This window comes from Candidatus Rhabdochlamydia oedothoracis, from assembly GCF_019453995.1.
Classification (GTDB): Bacteria; Chlamydiota; Chlamydiia; order Chlamydiales; family Rhabdochlamydiaceae; genus Rhabdochlamydia; species Rhabdochlamydia oedothoracis.
The window spans coordinates 566,533-583,891 of record NZ_CP075587.1; the positions used below are offsets into that span (position 1 = coordinate 566,533).

Sequence of the window (17,359 nt, forward strand, 5' to 3'; positions counted from 1 at the left end):
GTGTTCACTCAAGAGAAGCTAATTATATATGATGAAGAATTGGGATTGGATGTTCAACATGAACATTTCTGTCCTTATCTTCCTCAATCTCTTGAATCACCAAATCTGGTTCTAACAAATACCCAGGCTTATTTGATCCATGAAGGGAAGCAACAAGGAGAGTGTCGTTGGTTTTTTGAAGATAAAACCTGCCAAGCCATTTTGTTTTACGATCAAGGTTTTTTACATGGACCCTCTACTTTTTTTAGCCCTCAAGGGCAAATTCTCACAAAGAGCTGGTACTATTTGGGTAAAAAAGTAGGGAAAACGCGTTATTTTTACTATTCTCAAAAACCAGCGAGTATACAAAGGTTTGTAGACGGAAAACCCGAAGGTTTGCAGGAGTATTTCTATGAAACAGGTGGTATCAAAAGCCACATACCTTATCGCTTGCATCAATTAGATGGGCAGGTGCGTCTTTTTTGGGAATCAGGTTGGCTAAAAAGATCCATTGATTATCAAAATGGACAAAAACATGGCTGGGATCGGCTTTGGAATGAAGAGCAGGTTCTTATAGATGAGGGTTGTTATGAAAAAGGAGAATCCATAGGAGTGCATCGTCATTTTTTCTGTAATCAAATTTTGCGTGAGGAAAAAGTTTTCCATACACCAAAGCGCTATGATCGTAAACGTTGGGATCAAAAAGGACAGCTAATACTAGAAGGGATTTATACATCTGACTGCAATTATATAGAAAAAACCTACTGCAATGCACAAATGACTACTTCAAAAGAGGGGATATGGGATGGGAAAAAGCTTTGTTGGAAATAGTTCTTTAGATCTTTTAAGCGAAAGATATCCGGAGCTTGTTTTTTTATTGAATTTCTCCAGCTCTTGCGAAGCTTTGCCCGAAGAGGAGTTTATCCCAGAGTTTAAAGCTGTTGAGGTTTTGTATATTTATGGAATTGGTGGGTCTAGTGCTTATCCTAGTCTAAAAAAATGGGTCTTGGAAGAAAAAACAAGAAGAGTGGTTTTCTTAGAGGATTCGCTCAGTGCAATAGAGAGATTTTTATCTTCTACTTACAGTGAGCAAATCCTTCAAGATAGTCAAATGTTTCTATCCTATCTAGAAGAGCCTTATGCAAAAAAATTAGAAGAGATTGTATCTAACTATCCATTAGAACATGTTTTTATCCAAGCGACCAAGTCTTATCGCAGAAAACCTCAGTTTGAACAGCTGTGTCTACAACTCTTAAGGATTACAACTGTTGTACATGCAGGCACGACAGAGATTCTAAAAGCTCATCACATGCTAGCAAATCTCATGAGGAATATCTCTAAGTGGCCTCATTCTTTTTTAGCTAATCGATTTCAAGGGCAATTTGTAAATGTTCCTGCAATTATTTGTGGAGCAGGTCCTTCTTTATTAGATGCAATAGAGCCCTTGAAGAATTTGCAAGATCGCGCGCTGATTCTGGCAGGAGGCTCAGCCATTACTGCTTTGAGTAATCAAGGTATAACTCCACATCTAAATATAGCAGCTGATCCTAATTTTGAAGAATTTGAAAGATTAAAAACGGCATCTGCATATGAAACCCCGCTCATTTATGCAACCAGAGTGCATCCAGATATTTGGAATACGTGTAATGGGCAGATGGGGTATCTTGTTTCTGATACAGGAGGTATCTGTGAAAAACATTTTGAAAATCTGCTTGGGATAAATCATCAAGCAGTGGGACCTGATCTAGGGATGGAAGCTTTATCTGTAACTACCCTTAGCCTAGCCTTTGCTGCAGAAATGGGTTGTAATCCCATTGTTTTTATCGGGGTAGATCTATCGTATACCGGTATGCAAAAATATGCAGAAAAAGTAGTATCTCATTCCGCTATCGATCCTAAAATGCTGCAAGAGAATACACAAGCCTCAGAAAAGCTTTTGCGCCGAAAGAATGTTAAAGGTGAACTTGTTTACACCACGGTAAAGTGGATAATGGAATCAGAATGCATTGCTTCTTTTGCTAAAAAACATAAAAGTTGCCGATTTATCAATGCGACAAGTGGCCTTGGGTTTAAAGACATAGAAAACTCTTCATTAGAAGAGGTTTCTATGGATTGGAAACCCATCGACCTACATGCTGCTATTCATCAAAAAATGCAGCTCTATCAATTAGATCTCCGTTTTAGCGAAGCCATTGCATCTGAAAAGGAAAAACTTTGTTCGAGCATTTTACGCTTACAAGAAATGACACTACGTATGTTAAAAATAACCCATCAAGCTTTTGCACAAGAGGTAAGTATACCCACAGCTAAAATGACTCTCTTAGAATTTGATTTTCAAGAGGAACTGGCTCTAAATGCTTTATTTCCTTTTTTAGATTCAACGCTTGATCGCCTATTAGATCCTTGCGAAAAACGAAAGAGAAGTGATAAAGAAATGCTTAAACATTTCCTAGAAAAATATACCAGTTGGAAAGAGGTCTTAGAACATGTGATTGAGCAAAATCTTATGGGATAAGGATGAAACAAGTCATTTTCTTATTATTTTTGATAGGCTGCTCTGGTATGGAGCAATCAGAGCAGAAAAAACTGCGCAGACTAAATGCTAAGGGTGAATTTATTCACCGCAACCATGATGAGTATCATTATCAGATCGATATTCCCAAACATAGAATAAGAGAGCCTTATCCTTGGGAAAAGGGATATGTAGGACAGCAAATAAAGATCTCTAAAGAGTATTTTCGCTGTAAGGGTTCAGGATTCAATCCTCCACGAATTGAAGAAAATCAAACCTACTTTGATTGCGGCGGGTGTCACACACATTCTCTTCCTATACATCAAGGCAAAGAATTTATCTATCCTATTTTGATCGATCTTTTGAACTTCGTACAAGAAAAAACTCGCTCTAAAGTAATTATTACCTGTGGGCATCGCTGTCCTGCTCACAATACTTATGCCGATAGCTTGAATTCTACTTCCAAACACATGATTGGTGCAGAAGTGGATTTTTATGTAGAGGGGATGCAAGAGTATCCGGAAAAAATCATTGCTATTTTACAACAATATTATCAGGAGAACCCTTCATATACCCAACAAGAGTATCTAGAATTTGAAAGATCCTATCATCATTTAGATGTATCTGTCCCTGCATGGTACAATAAAGAAATCTTGATTCAACTCTATCAAAGAAAAGAAGGACGTGATTATGACAATCAACACAAATATCCTTATATCTGTATCCAAGTCCGTTATGATAAAGAAGCGAAAGAAAGAGTCATTTACAGTTGGCCTAAAGCTTTTAAGGGATTTAGGCGTTATTAATTTCTTGGAGAAACTAAGATGTCTAGGATTAGCAATAGCCTTAATTCTGGTAAATACGGCCTGCAAAGCAGATCCTATTTATGACAATATACAGGCCATAATTGCACACAAAGAAGGGGTTACCCCTTAAACGAAGTAGGTTAAACTCTCCAATATGAAGAGATTTTTTTAAAATCTCAAAACCGCTCATTAAAGAGCAAAAAAAATTAGGAGCAACCCCTTCTTTGTGTGCAATTATGGCCTGTACATGAGATCTTAAATTAAACTGGCATATCTTTAATACAGGGCTTACGCATGAAGAATTTCCTTTGCACCTACCAGATCTAATAAATAATCTTTACGACATGATGCAATGAAGCGCCGTTTATGTAAACTGACCTTGCTTGTCTTATCTTTTTGTAAAAGATTCAAAGTAGCCCGTCGAACTATAGATAGATTTTCAGCTCCATTTCCTTTTCTAACACGACTTAAATCCTCTCGGAAATTAACATCAAGTTGCCAATGCAATTTGTTTTCGATGCTCCAGTGATTACGCACTTCCTTTGCAAGACGTTCTGCATTAGCAGGTAGACTTAAAATACCGAATTTCACAGCTATTCCTCTCTTGCGATTTCTTCTGTACTTTTACGCATATCAAGCTATGCAGCTTCTTCCAAATCTGACGCTGAGGTAACCAATCTAATTTCTCAGTCGCCCATACTTCTCTTATCTCACTACGTCCTCGATTACATTTTTCAGACCGCCAATAATCACAGCTAGCTTCTTCCGGTATAACGTCCTGTGCTTGTTCAAAAAAGTTATGAGCTTCTGCATGTAAGTGGTCTTGAATGCATAAAACATGTACGGAACGAATGAGGATTTAAAAAGGCAAAAAACCTCTCATAGGTATCATGAGAAGCAGCTCCATATTTGCAGATATTAACAGATTGTAACCAATCGAGGTTCATCTGTGTCCACAAGCTAAAGCCCATGTAATCATCTTGTCCACATAGCATGGCTAGGATAGATGTGCTGATAATATCATGAAGGCTATTATAGTTGATTGCGCGCCTTTCTTGGGTCTGGTAATTTCGAAAAATGCATCATAATAGATGAAGAATGAATGAATCCTTCCATTTTATACTCCTTATGAAAAAGGAGCCAGAATCATTTTTTATCTCTCAATTATCAAGCAAAATCTTCATGCGTTGGCCCTGATCTTTAATAGGTGGCTTATTAATAGTCTATCTTCTTTAGTGATATGGTTAAAGTATTTATCCATCGACTAGTTTACTCCAAAAGTATAAAGTTTAGTTACTTTGTTGCATTTCGGTTAGAACTGGTGACGGTTTCATCAAGTTGTTTACCAACAAGCCGATAAAGTGAATGCCGATAGTATAGCTGCTTTTTAGGCAAGCTAAGAAAACCCTATCAATAAACGCGAGAGCATACCAGGCTTATGGTATTTTGTCGCAGATAACTTTTTCAACTTTCTTTCTATAAGATTTTCTTTTGTTTGTAGTGCTTTTTCTGGAGGATGAGTTTGTTTTAACTTATCTTTTTGCACTCTGCATAGCGCTTTGGCTTCTTTGGAAGGTCCATACAATCTTGCATCTGCAGGATCATTAATACAATATAAAAAAATTTTAAACCGTTCCCATTCGTCTATCAATTCTTTCTTTTGTTCAGAAGAAAATAATTGCTTTTCTGTATGGGCAATAAAAGTTTCAGTAAGTTTTTTTCCTTGTAAAGAGCAGTCATTGATTTTTTCCTGCTCTTTTTGATATCCTTTATAAATATCCTTGATTTTTCTCATACTGTTTTCTGGCTTTGCATCATAGGATGCATAAGATTCATGAGCATCAATCGTACGCCCCAACATCTCATCCTCCATAGCTTGGCGTGCCTCAGAGGCAATTTTAGCTAGAGCTATAATAAACTTATTCCTTTCTGTTCTTAATCGACCACTATCAAATTCTTTCTCTACTTTTGACAAGCATGCCTGCATAAAGGTTTCTAAACAAGTAGGCCGGATATAACAAAGTTCTATTGTTTGTCTTTTATGAGGCGGAATTCCCAATTCTAACTGGTTGAACATTATTCCCTCTAGGGGAAAATGTAAATATCTATTATTCGAATCATCTAGTTCAGAAAGTTGGTCTTTTTTGTTCTCTGTCAATGTTTCAATGGAGTGGCTACTAGGTACTTTGGGTAAAGAAGTAGCTAAATCCTCTGCTTCCAGATCATCGATGTTCTCCAAGCTATTGGTTTTTAATTTCGCTAACCTGTCTGAAATTTCTACTGTTTCTTTCTCTAAGAAGGAGAGTCGTTCGAAGCGCTCACAGGATTTTTGAAAGGCTGTTTTAGAACTTTCATCAGCTTCATTCATTAATCGGTTATAAACATTTTTAGCTAATTTCCATCCGGACACCAGACTGATTTTCTCTTTCTCAATAGATAATTTACAACTATCCGTGACGAAATTTTCTCGGATGACAAGGGAGTAAGTTCCTGTTCGTTCATCAACGAGACCCTTTAAACGCAGGTGATAGAGTATGCCTACCTTAAATGAAGTAGCTTCTTGAGGAAATGCGTCGACGAGTGCTGTATTATCTAAGGCTTGTTCGAGACATTTAAACTCCTTATATTCAAATTCCTTATCAGGATAAGAAGTTTGTTGTAAGGCTATTTTATAGCGTTGTTCATAAGGAACAATCCTGAGATTATCACGTTGTTTTATTAGTTCTAGCATCTGATTTGCGTAGTATTTCAACGATTCAAATTCCTTATGCATAGAAGCTGCACATTGTGGCATAAGCTGATCCCCCATAAAACAACTTGACTCTTCTTGGATATTAGCTTTTAAGGCGTTAAGCTGGGTATCGTATTCTTTTTGGATATGCGAGGCATTTAATCCTTCTTGGGACATGTGTTTATGGGATCTTCTTGGCGTAGGATCCATAACAGATCGGGAGTTTAGCATGTTGTTGGATTTTTCCTTTACGTTGAAAGTTTATTTTTAAATGACGTCGGTTAAGTCGTTAAGTGCTGTTTGTTTTTTAGTCTTGATTTATTGGATAATTGCTCTTCTTCTTCCACAGCGTTGTTGGTGGGCATATTCGCTGTTGTACCGAATAAACCCAATGGATTTGCCCGCTGCTCTTGTCTAAAAAGCGATTGGTTATAACCATCTGCAGTTTTTTTAACAAGCGCTAGAGGTCTTGCTTCATTATTGGAAATACAACCGATTCCCACAGATGCTATGAGAGGGTTGCTTCGATAATTTTCATGCAAGAAAGAAGCACATCCAGCACTGTCTTTAGGATTTGTTCTGACATTAGAGTTTGTTTCATGATGAAGAATCTTTGTTGGGCCGTTATTTTTATTAGCTTTTGCCAACGTTTCTTTGTTTATTTTTTGTAATCTTTCATCAAGTTCACCAATTAACTCTCTCCCCAAGGTTCCTATCTTGCTTATATTACTACCAATCGGTTGAATAGGCGGATTATTTGAAGCGAATGTTGAAGTTTCTTCATTCACTTCGCCTCTGAGGATTTTTAAATTTTCATTAAATTCTGAGAGGTGTCTATTTAATGTCCCTAAATGTATATCACGAGTATTTTTTGGTAAAATATTAAGGTTTCTATGCAGCTTGCTTTCTGCCTTGGCTATTTTAGAATTAATTTTGCCGATGTGATTTTCTTGAATATTTATTGCTTGCCTTTCTGCAGATAGCTTATCTTTTCCTTTTTTTTGGGACAACAAAGAATTTTTTTGTTCCATCTGATTTGTCCACATAGCAATATAATCTTCTGATTTTAACTTGACTAAATTCGTCATTTCCCGCATACATTTTTCTTCATATCCCTCCTCTGAGGCGCTCTGATCGTAAAGTTCATCTAATTGCTTGGTAATTCCGTCTACGCTTTTTTCTAAATTATAGAAATTTGAATTTCTTTGTGATTGACGGATGATCTGTTCTGCCAGTTTGTCTGCATGTGTCTCCAATTCGTTACTCTTTACATCAAAATTAGGCAATTCGCAGCGTAAGTTAAGATCTTTGATAAGCGCTTGATGGATTATCTCGCCACCTTTAACTGTAATCTTATTGTTCGCAAGCCCCAAAAAAAAATCTTCTGGGGTTTTATGTGGATTAATCATGTCTTTTACTAAAAAATCGATGCTTGTATCACTGATCTCATTATTATTCAGATAAATTTTTAACCCAGGTGAAACAGATGCATGGTTTTTAATGATAGGTTTCATCATATGTTTAAATTCCTTATCATTAATTTTTTTCCCCTCTTGTTGTTGATCGAACGTAAATGTCGTGTTTGGGAGTGCCTTTTTGATTACAAAACCAGAAAAAAATTCTAACAGTAATTTTCTTTCCCGGTAACTGGAACTGGTAGGCTGTTTGATATAAAGATTATAGCGATCGACTAATGAAGAGCTTTTAATAAACTTCTCAAATTGAATCGTTGAGTGTGAATCTAAAGGTGTCATAATATCTTTTCTCGTTTTTAATTTCGGTTTGTTCATTTCTAATGAATAATCGTTTGAGTCTTTTACTTTTACAAAAAAAGCTGTTTTTAAAGAACCGCGTAAGTTTTAAACTATTCATAACTATAAAGAGTTCTCTAATTGCACACAAGAACCTATCTTGAATTGAATATAAATTTTCGCTATGATACCAGATCTTTTTATTTTTTAACTAAAGACAGATGACATGAGCAAGCAAGGATTAAATGAAGAACAGTTTAAAATACTCGAACCTCAAATGGAAAAATGGGTAAATCGTAACCATTATGGAAGAAAATTAGCGCCATGGAGACCTGTAGTGAATACTATTTTCTGGGTGCTTCGGACAGGAGCTCCTTGGAAAGATGCACCTAGAAACAAGGAGTTTTCTCATCCCTCAACAGCACACGCATGGCTTGGAAGAATGCAATCTGCTGGATTTTTAGATCAATTTTTAGAAGAGCTGCTTAAGCTTGCCGAACAGCTGGGGTGTATTGATGCCCAGAGACTCTCTGTAGATGGTTTTTTTTTCCAGCGGACGCGGAGGAGGAGAGCAAGTTGATTATGGCTACAAAGGTAAAGGCGTGACATCGCATTTACTGGTAGAAAAATCAGGAAAGCCTCTTGCAATCACTTTTACATCAGCATCCGGGGATGAGAAAAAACAAGTGATCCCTCTGCTTAGGAAAGTCATTCCCTTCATTAAAAAAGCATGGAATCAGGGAAAAGTACCCATACTTGAAGCAGATAAAGGTTATGACTCAGAGCAAACACGTATCGATGTTCTTTCCCATGAGGTTTTTCCTCTGATAGCTCGGAAAAGAAACACTAAGGGATATAAGATAAAAGGCATTTGCTACCTTGAAAAGCAACGTTGGGTCGTTGAGAGAACGATTTCTTGGTTAAAGACATGCTTCCGTCGTCTTACAGTGCGCTGGGAAAGAAAGGCAATATATTGGAACGGACTATTAATGTTTGGACTACTGGGATATTGGATGAATTTCTTAAGTCGGCAAGTATCTTTAAAACAGTAAATTTAATTCAAGATAGGTTCAACCTTTGTTTTTAAGTATTACTATTACTTATTAAGTGAGTTATTTTTATATTATTTATTTTAACATAATTGTGTTTAAATAATACATTAATTTATATTAAGCTCTTTATAGAGCAAAAGAGAGATATACAGAATTTGAAAACTGCAAATTGTATAATTACCTGAAATAGGCTACATGTTTAGTCCCAAAGTATAATGGTGTATACTATAAACATTTAGCATCAAAGGAAACATTACGTACTCTCTATAGAGGACCGTGCTGCTTATCAATCCACTTTATTGCTGCAGTTCTTCCCGATATTTAGGAATGTTTTCAAAAAAGGCATAAATTGCCGTCTTGAAATTTAAAAATTTTTCATAATACCGATTATTGTGAACTTTATTTATTCATGAGTCGCCAAAGGCGTTCAATCAGATTGAGATCAGGAGAATTAAGGAGGCAAGAATTTGATTTCTACTCTGGATGTTTTTAGGTAATTTGCAACGATTTATCCCGTTCATGGCAATGACGAGCCTTAAGGATGTCTTTTTGATTTCTTGTTAAAAAGTTCGCTTCAGGTTGCATAGGGCTAAGGTTTATAACTCAATCAATGAGAAAAATTCAATCGGCTGCAAAAGATTCATTCCCATACAAATATGCCTAAAAGAAAAAACAACAATCCCTTGCCAAAGAACGCGTAATTAATGAAAATGTAATCGGGATGCTTAAGCGTTTTAAAATCATAGTAGATCGATATAGAAATCGACGGAGATGCTTTTGCTTAAGATTTAATCTTATAGCAGGAAGCTATAATTGGGCGCTTTAAAATTCAGGTTATGCAACAGCTCTAATAAACATGTTTAAAAAATTATTTGATTCTTACGATATTATTCTCTTTGACTTTGATGGTCTGCTTGTAGACACAGAACCCTTGCATTTTCTTGCATATAGGGAAATGTGTTCTAAGAATGAGATTTGTCTGAATTGGGACTTTGTTCGTTTCTGCCAAGAAGCGCATTCAAGTGCATTTGGAATTTGGAAAGCGTTTCAAAAAGAATTTCCTACTTTATTAAAAAAAAAATCAAAAGAGGTACTATATCAAGAAAAAAAAGAGATTTATCAAGAGTTACTAAAAACCACTATTTTAAAGCTTATGCCGGGAGTTCATGCTCTTTTACAAGCATTAGCTATGAGTAATACGCTATCTGCAGTTGTAACAAACTCTGCGCTCTCTCAAGTAGAGCCTATTCGCAAAACTCTTCCTATTTTAAATGTCATCCCTCTTTGGATAACACGTGAGGATTATCCATTAGCCAAACCAGCTCCTGATGGTTATTTACAAGCGATAGAACAACTGGGTAGAAAAGAGAGGATCATTGGGTTTGAAGATACATTAAAGGGTATTCATGCATTGCAAGCAGCTAAAGTAGAAGCTGTTCTTGTAAACCCTATATGTCCAGAAGGAGTCAAGGGGTTTATTCATCTAGATAGAATCGATCATATTTGTTTAAACATATAATTCTTTCCAAAAATACATTTCTGGACCTAATTGAAAATTAAATTGCAAGGTTGTAATTTGCAATTAATAGTATAATGCAGTACTCTTGTTTTTTTTGAATTATTGACCCAAGGCTATTTTCTATGGAAAGAACCTTTTTCCTCATAATTATTATCTCTGGCGTCCTTTTTTTTTTTATATTTGTTAAAAGCCTGAATCAAACTAAAATAGTTCAAACACTCCGCTTAAATATTAAAGCGGAACCAAAAACAATGGATCCTCGTAAAGGAGGAGAACAGTATTCTTCTCAGATGCATTTTCTGTTTTTTGAAGGACTTGTAAAACTCTATCCAGATGGCTCTATTAAACTTGCTCAAGCAGAATCCTATGAATTATCCGAAGATAATTTGCAGATTACGTTTCATTTAAGAGATACGGTTTGGTCAAATAACACTCCTGTGACAGCTTATGATTTTGAACAATCCTGGAAAGATATTCTAGATCCTAAATTTCCCTCCTTGCAATCAAATCTATTTTCTCCTATAAAAAATGCAGATGCTGCAAAACAAGGCCTTATTCCTCTTGATGAGGTAGGTATCAAAGCAATAGATGCAAAAACTCTTAGGATCACTTTAGATAAACCCACTCCTTATCTTTTTAAACTACTTGCCTGCTCCTCTTTTTCCCCTGTAAATATCAAAAATGATCGGCAGAATTCCAATTGGGCTGATCATGCAGGTCTTAACTTCTTATGTAATGGTCCTTATCTATTGGAAAAGTGGGATCATGAAAACCAAATCATTGCTATAAGTAATCCTCACTATCGAAAAACACAAGATCTGCGACCTAAAAAAATTATTTTCAATGTGATTAAGAATGATCAAATCACACTACAGATGTTCGAAAAAGGCTTAATTGATGTAATTGGTGATTCTTTAACTTCTATCCCTTTAGATGCAGTTCCTAGTTTAGAAAAAAAATGGACAATTTCTCGCAAACCAAGGGCTTCTACTTTATTGATTACTCTTAATACAGAGAAGTTTCCCTTTAATCATCCTAAAATCCGTAGGGCATTTGGCTTGGCAATTAATCGTCAAGAGCTGATTGGGTCATTTGGAAAAGGTATTAAAAAAAGCATCTTGGCTGATTATATTAATATTGCCTATCAAGCAAGCATGAGCGCAACGAATCTTGTTCCTCCTTGCTTAAAAGAAAACCGCCATCGATCTTTCTTTAAAGATAATGACGTGGTTCAAGCAAAGACTTTTCTGGAGGAGGCAATGGTTGAACTGGGGATAAGTAGAGAAATTTTTGATTCTGTAATTCTCTATTATTATTCTCGAACATTTGGAGCGGATGAGTTGATGCAAAAACTCCAGCAACAGTGGTTAAATGCTTTAGATATTTTCATAAAAATAGAATATTTAGACTCTAAAACGATTATGGATAAATTGATTAAAGGAGATTATCACATGTGTTTTATGCGCAGAGACGCTCTATATAATGATCCTATGAGTGTTTTAGAAAGATTTAAGTATAAAGATTATATTAAAAATTATTCCAATTGGGAAAACCAGGAATATATCCGTTTATTAGATAAGTCTTTTTATGAGCAATCAGATGCAAGATCTCAAATTCTAGAACAAGCGGAAAGGATTTTCTTAAATGAAATGCCAGTTATTCCTTTGTATCACGAAGATTATATATATATTATCAACCCCAACCTAAAGTATAAAGTACCGTTATCTGGAGATCGATTGCTTTTACCCTTGTCTTTTGAGGATCAAGGTTGTTAACTTTTTAACAAAAAAAGAGCAGCAGATCGAGACTATAGACATGTTGTCTCATAATCTACCTTAGCTAATATAAGCCCTTGTGCAGGTGCAGCGCGTCCTGCTAATCTTCGATCTTTTGCTTGGAAAATAGCGGGGATTTTTTCTAGCTCTATTTTTCCTGCACAGATATCAAGCAATGTACCAACAATATTACGAACCATTTTATATAAAAAACCATTCGCTTCTAACTCTAAGCGAATATACTCTTCTTCTTGCAGGATGGATAAGCGTCTAAGGCTACGGACTGCATTTTTTGCAGCAGAGCCTGTAGTAGCTTTATTTGCAAAAGAAGTAAAATCATGAGTGCCTATAAAAAGCTTTGCTGCTTGTATTAATGTATTTAAAAGTACAGGATGAGGAACTCTGTAAGCATAGAAACAATTAAAAGGATCCTTAACAGGGCCTACGTATAAATAGTAATGGTATACCTTGCCTATTGCACTATAGCGTGCATGGAAGTCAAGCGGAACCTCTTCAATACTCAATACTCTGATATCAGGTGGAAGTAAGCCATTCAACGATTTAAGTAAGCGAGAAAACTCAAAAGAAGTTGCTGTTTTAAAATGCGCAACTTGCCCTATTGCATGTACACCTGCATCTGTACGACCAGATCCTATAATTTTAATAGAACTGCGCAGAATAATGGATAAATACTTTTCCAACAGTGCCTGAATAGATATACCGTTTTTTTGTATTTGCCAGCCTGAATAACGTGTCCCCTCGTAAGCAATGAATAATTTATAGTTATGCATTATTTTAGAAAACTTTGTGCTAATTGCAGATCTTCGGGACTAGTAATTTTTATATTTGAGGATTTGCCTGAAACGAGTTTAACCATATGGCCCATTAATTCTATAGCAGAGACGTCATCTGTGACGTCTATTTTCTTTTTTTCTGCTTCAAGTAGGCCTTTCTTCAGTAGATCTAGTAAAATAACCTGTGGGGTTAGGGTTTCTCTAAGAATTTCCCGATTTAGGGTTTGTCTGACAAAACTAGTAGAATCTATTTCTTTAATGGTATTTTTAGCAGGTATAGCTAAAGCTGCAGCTTTATGAATCAAGGCTTGTTCGATCACTTTTTTTAAATCATCTAATTGCAGAAAAGGACGAGCGGCATCATGAATGCAGACAAAAGAACCTTTTGTGATTTGTGCTAAGCCATTGGATACAGAATCTTGTCTTCTCAATCCTGGATTAGCAAAACCAATTTTTACAGGAGTTTTAGAGTTAAATAAATGTCGATAAAAGCTCTCACAAACCACGATGATTTCTGTAATAAGATCAGACTTTGCTAAAAGTTCAAAGCTATGTAAGGCCAGCGGTTTTGAACCTAGAGGTAAAAATTGTTTGGGTATGGCACTTTTTAATCTTGTGCCTTTTCCACCGGCAAGCAAAATAGCTGAAATAAGAGGAGTGGGATACATATTTTTTGAAATTAAGCTCAAAAAAAGTGCAAGTGTATGCACTTTTTTGAGCTTGTCTTTTAGTTAACTTTTGAGATGTTTGCTTACAATTTTTGTCATTTCAAACATATTAATGGATTTCTTACCGCCAAAAACTTTGGCAAGTTTTTCATCTGGATTAATATTGCGTCTATTTTTGGTATCTTGACATTTATGTTTTTTAATATATTCCCACAATTTTTTTGTCACTTCAGTCCGAGGCATCGGACCTTTGCCAATAACTGCAGCTAATTCATCACTAATCTGCAGCGCTTGCATAAATTTAGATTCTTTTTTTTTTGCCATTTACTTCTCCTTATCGAAATGACTGTAATTACCCACAGTTGCTTTTTTTTAGAAAAACTGCGTTTAATTTTTCTATCCTAATAACCTTATGAAAACCACATTGTACCACGATTTTTCTATAAACCCCTTATGGAAAAACCAAAGAACGAGAACTTTGGATAGCTAATTTGAGCATTTTCTATTTTCCCCTCGCAGGACATGTTGTATCTCTAGAGGGAATTTATAGTCAAAAAAAATCGTTTTATAAAACCTTCACAAGGATAAGATTCTCGTTTCTTTTTTTTCAACTAATTGTGGATAAATGAGTTGAAAATTTCTCTATAAAATCATTTTTACCCTTAAAAGATCGCTTGCAATTTAGAACTAGATCGTGGCAATTTGGTCTTATTCTTTAATTTATAGCTAATTTTATATAGCAATGATAGCAGATCCAGAGATTTTTTTTGTTCTAGCAAATAAGCTTAGCTCTTGTAAAAGCGATCAAGAGCGCTTAAAATTATTAGAAAAACCTCTTCCAAAAGCAATCGATCTATTGCTGAGTGTAAAAGATCAGCTAATCTTGAAGTCCATTCTCGTGATTAATCAGGGCCATCTTTTTTACCCATTTGATAAAAATCAAATAAAAAATCTTTTAAAAGATCTCTATCCGATTGAATCTTTTTATCAATCCATTGGGGGAATAGTTGGCTATCACGCCACGATGTTATCGTTGTTTGCCAATCATACTTTATCCCATGAGCACAAGAGCTATGAGCAACCGGAATGTATTGATATAGCACAGGAGGACTCTTCAACTTGTAAGTATACCTTACAAGGGCTTTATGCACTTCCTTATTTGGCAGAAATTTATCCTGTAGGGGGAGCTGCTGACCGATTGCAGTTGATGGACCCAGTAACGCATGCTTCTCTTCCTGCTGCAAAACTTGAACTTTGTGGTAGAAGCTTATTAGAAGGATTAATTCGCGATCTTCAAGCTAAAGAGTATCTTTACTTTAAACTATTTGGTAAACAGCTTACAACACCTATTGCTATGATGACCTCTGAAGAAAAAGACAATCATCTTCACGTTTTATTCATCTGCGAACAAAATAAGTGGTTTGGGCGTTCTCAAGCTTGTTTTCGTTTTTTTCAACAACCACTTGTGCCTGCATTAAATATCCAAGGGAAGTGGTTACAAACGCAAAATAATCGCATTTTAAGAAAGCCAGGTGGCCATGGAATGCTATGGAAAACAGCCATTGAACAAAAGATCTTTACTTGGTTTACCTCTCAAGGATATACCAAGATTTTGGTTCGACAGATTAACAATCCAGTAGCTTCTGTGGATTATGGACTGCTTGCGTTTTCTGGGATTGGTTATCAAAAAAATAAACAGTTTGGCTTTGCTTCTTGTTTGCGTTTATTAGAAGCTGCAGAGGGGATTAATGTGCTCTGTGTAAATGAAAAAAAACAATATTGCTTAACAAACATTGAATATTGCGATTTTGAAAAATACCAAATGAAAGATTTTCCTTTAAAAAAGGGAAGCTCTGATTCACGTTTTTTTTCCAATACAAATATTTTATTTGCTGATGTAAAGGCTATTGAAGAAGTTACTAAGAAATGTCCTATTCCCGGGATGCTTGTTAATCAGAAAAAAACCTGTTTTATCAATAAAAAAGGGCATCTCGAAGAATGCGAAATTGCCAGACTAGAGTCAATGATGCAAAATATCGCTGAGTGTTTCTCCGCTACTCAAATAGAAGAGTTAGGTTCTTTTTTAAGCTATAACTTAAGACATAAAACCATTTCCACAGTAAAAAAAAAATCTACAAAAACAAGTTCTTTATTAGAGACACCAGAAGGCTGTTTTTACGATATCTTGTATAATGGATACGATCTTTTAAAAAATCGATGTGATTTTTCTCTACCTGCATTCTCTTCTCATCAAGAGTATATAACTAAAGGTCCTTCTATCCTGTTTCAATACCATCCTGCTCTAGGGCCTCTATACACGATTATTGCACAAAAAATCCAATCTGGCCAGATGACTTGGGGGAGCGAGCTGCGTTTAGAAATAGCAGAGGTACAATTAGAAAATCTCTATTTAGACGGAGTACTCCACATTATGGCTGAGCGTGTAATAGGACATTATTTAGAAGATCGCTTAGTCTATTCCCAACAAATCGGTAGATGTCGTTTAAGTAACGTCCGAATAAAAAACCAAGGGATTGATCGTTCCTCTTCTAATATCTATTGGAGAGATCAAATCTCTTACCATCAAAAATGCAAAATCACTCTAAAAGGGAACTCTTATTTTATCGCCGAAAATGTCGAATTCACAGAAGATATCCACATTGAAGTAGAAGATGGAATTTGCCTACAAGCCTTTCAAGAAAAAGACCAAGTGATCCTTCAGAAAAGACCTCTTATCTCCTCTGAAGGCATATGGAACTATAAGATAGAAGAAGATACAATCGCTCTGCAAGAAACAGGAGCTCTTAGTGAAAGTTTATAGAAGATAGAAAAAGACTAGAGATGTGACATCTCTAGTCTTAAAATAAGAGTTTAGAATTTCCTAAGGCCCATTTATCTTAAATGAAGATCTAAACCTTATACCCTGAACTTACCAAGAGGTCCCCATCACTAGTTACATTAGTTTCATGCATATTAATGCCAGGATCTTTTGGATGTGCCCCATCACTTTTAGCGAAAAACCGACAAACAACACTACCAACTGCAACAGTGACTCCAACACCAGTAACAAAAGAAAAAGTCTTTGGATATGCTTGTACTGTGTTAGAAACCGCAGTAGGGATAAATCTTCCTGCAACTTGACCCACTTTGCCTGTTAAAGAGGAACATACGGAACAGCCCTTGCTAAGTATATCTTTACCAAAGCCATAAACACTTGATGCTACAGTTGTAGTAGCAGTACAGGCAGCACTGAAGAAACTTCCTATTTTTAAATCCATCTTTAATCTCCTTAATGTTTAATGAGCATAATTAAAATAATTAGTTTATATTTTTTTTCTTGCAATTCATAAAATAGTTATAAGACATCTTAAGAATATAAATCTATCTTAAACTCGAGGTATTATTTCTATACGCATAGAAAAAAAATTCCTGGTTGTTTAAAAAAGAGCAGCTCTTAATCCACTTCTCTTAGAGCCTGTTTAAAATCTTTTCAAAAGTAGATCAATAAAAGCTAGAACCACCATATTCAGGCTTGTATGTAGTTTTCTTTCTCAATTTTTCCATAGCCTGCGACATTTTTCTATCCACGCAAAAGAACGCTTTACAATCCATCTTCTAGAAATGACTGTAAAAGTATGAAGTGCATTTCTTTTTGCTATTTCTACTATATATTCTAATATTTCCTGTACACTCTTTGCAAATCTTTCTCCAGAATATCCTCGCTTTTGAAAAGATTTTAAACAGGATCTTATAAAAAGTTAAATGGATTAGA

Annotated in this window: 15 protein-coding genes and 3 pseudogenes; 9 read left to right on the plus strand and 9 right to left on the minus strand. The window is 35.6% G+C overall.

The genetic code is table 11. The features are described 5' to 3' along the window. Genes RHABOEDO_RS03140 through RHABOEDO_RS03150 form a run of 3 tightly spaced genes read left to right on the plus strand, consistent with a single transcriptional unit; the run spans position 1 to position 3,297 of the window. A complete protein-coding gene (locus RHABOEDO_RS03140; protein ID WP_220017755.1) occupies positions 1-810 on the plus strand; it encodes a toxin-antitoxin system YwqK family antitoxin in 810 nt (269 codons plus the stop codon). Beyond that, positions 785-2,494: a motility associated factor glycosyltransferase family protein gene (locus tag RHABOEDO_RS03145; protein WP_215217150.1), complete on the plus strand. Its 1,710-nt coding sequence runs from the start codon at positions 785-787 to the stop codon at positions 2,492-2,494. Before RHABOEDO_RS03140 ends, RHABOEDO_RS03145 begins: the two co-directional genes overlap by 26 nt. Positions 2,495-2,541: 47 nt before the next feature. Then, complete coding sequence (locus RHABOEDO_RS03150; protein ID WP_220017756.1) at positions 2,542-3,297, plus strand: hypothetical protein; 756 nt, start codon at positions 2,542-2,544, stop codon at positions 3,295-3,297. A gap of 288 nt (positions 3,298-3,585) precedes the next feature. Here RHABOEDO_RS03150 and RHABOEDO_RS03155 read toward each other — a convergent pair. From RHABOEDO_RS03155 to RHABOEDO_RS03170, 4 genes and pseudogenes are all read right to left on the minus strand, one after another. Beyond that, positions 3,586-3,897, minus strand: a pseudogene (locus RHABOEDO_RS03155) (ISAs1 family transposase); the annotation flags it as partial. Positions 3,898-4,094: 197 nt separating this feature from the next. Continuing rightward, positions 4,095-4,376 carry a transposase family protein gene (locus RHABOEDO_RS03160; protein WP_220017869.1) on the minus strand — a complete coding sequence of 94 codons (282 nt, stop codon included), beginning with the start codon at positions 4,374-4,376 and terminating at the stop codon, positions 4,095-4,097. A 317-nt stretch (positions 4,377-4,693) separates the two neighbouring features. After that, entirely contained in the window at positions 4,694-6,238 is a 1,545-nt protein-coding gene (locus RHABOEDO_RS03165) for a hypothetical protein (protein ID WP_220017758.1), read from the minus strand. 71 nt (positions 6,239-6,309) lie between these two features. After that, a complete protein-coding gene (locus RHABOEDO_RS03170) occupies positions 6,310-7,782 on the minus strand; it encodes a hypothetical protein (protein ID WP_215217656.1) in 1,473 nt (490 codons plus the stop codon). A 223-nt stretch (positions 7,783-8,005) separates the two neighbouring features. Here RHABOEDO_RS03170 and RHABOEDO_RS03175 point away from each other — a divergent pair, with 223 nt between their 5' ends. The 5 genes and pseudogenes from RHABOEDO_RS03175 to RHABOEDO_RS03195 all read left to right on the plus strand — a co-directional run bounded on the left by RHABOEDO_RS03175 (position 8,006) and on the right by RHABOEDO_RS03195 (position 12,125). Next, positions 8,006-8,359, plus strand: a complete 354-nt coding sequence (locus tag RHABOEDO_RS03175) for a transposase (RefSeq protein ID WP_215217041.1) — start codon at positions 8,006-8,008, stop codon at positions 8,357-8,359. Then, positions 8,316-8,831 (plus strand): transposase, encoded by a 516-nt coding sequence (locus tag RHABOEDO_RS03180; protein WP_215216393.1) that lies wholly within the window; start codon positions 8,316-8,318, stop codon positions 8,829-8,831. Before RHABOEDO_RS03175 ends, RHABOEDO_RS03180 begins: the two co-directional genes overlap by 44 nt. Before the next feature lie 664 nt (positions 8,832-9,495). Further along, a pseudogene (locus RHABOEDO_RS03185) lies at positions 9,496-9,657 on the plus strand (IS5/IS1182 family transposase); the annotation flags it as partial. A gap of 30 nt (positions 9,658-9,687) precedes the next feature. Continuing rightward, positions 9,688-10,350, plus strand: a complete 663-nt coding sequence (locus RHABOEDO_RS03190; protein ID WP_215216766.1) for an HAD family hydrolase — start codon at positions 9,688-9,690, stop codon at positions 10,348-10,350. Positions 10,351-10,601: 251 nt separating this feature from the next. Next, a complete protein-coding gene (locus RHABOEDO_RS03195; protein ID WP_215216765.1) occupies positions 10,602-12,125 on the plus strand; it encodes a peptide ABC transporter substrate-binding protein in 1,524 nt (507 codons plus the stop codon). 32 nt (positions 12,126-12,157) lie between these two features. Here RHABOEDO_RS03195 and truA read toward each other — a convergent pair whose 3' ends face one another. From truA to RHABOEDO_RS03210, 3 genes are read right to left on the minus strand one after another with little or no spacing between them, the layout of a single operon-like run. Next, the gene (gene truA, locus RHABOEDO_RS03200) at positions 12,158-12,916 is read right to left on the minus strand and encodes a tRNA pseudouridine(38-40) synthase TruA (protein ID WP_215216764.1); all 759 of its coding nucleotides are present in this window, start codon (positions 12,914-12,916) and stop codon (positions 12,158-12,160) included. After that, positions 12,916-13,629 carry a 2-C-methyl-D-erythritol 4-phosphate cytidylyltransferase gene (gene ispD, locus RHABOEDO_RS03205; RefSeq protein WP_220017759.1) on the minus strand — a complete coding sequence of 238 codons (714 nt, stop codon included), beginning with the start codon at positions 13,627-13,629 and terminating at the stop codon, positions 12,916-12,918. Before ispD ends, truA begins: the two co-directional genes overlap by 1 nt. A gap of 21 nt (positions 13,630-13,650) precedes the next feature. Continuing rightward, positions 13,651-13,911, minus strand: a complete 261-nt coding sequence (locus RHABOEDO_RS03210; protein WP_138106898.1) for an SWIB/MDM2 domain-containing protein — start codon at positions 13,909-13,911, stop codon at positions 13,651-13,653. 418 nt (positions 13,912-14,329) lie between these two features. Between RHABOEDO_RS03210 and RHABOEDO_RS03215 the strand changes: the two genes are divergently transcribed. Then, positions 14,330-16,408, plus strand: coding sequence for a UTP--glucose-1-phosphate uridylyltransferase (locus tag RHABOEDO_RS03215; RefSeq protein ID WP_215216762.1), 2,079 nt, complete (start codon positions 14,330-14,332; stop codon positions 16,406-16,408). 88 nt (positions 16,409-16,496) lie between these two features. On the opposite strand, the gene RHABOEDO_RS03220 is transcribed toward RHABOEDO_RS03215, so the two are convergent. Next, on the minus strand, positions 16,497-16,865 hold the full coding sequence (locus RHABOEDO_RS03220) for a hypothetical protein (RefSeq protein WP_215216761.1): 369 nt from the start codon (positions 16,863-16,865) through the stop codon (positions 16,497-16,499). 201 nt (positions 16,866-17,066) lie between these two features. After that, positions 17,067-17,306, minus strand: a pseudogene (locus tag RHABOEDO_RS10705) (IS5/IS1182 family transposase); the annotation flags it as partial. Between the last annotated feature and the right edge of the window lie 53 nt (positions 17,307-17,359).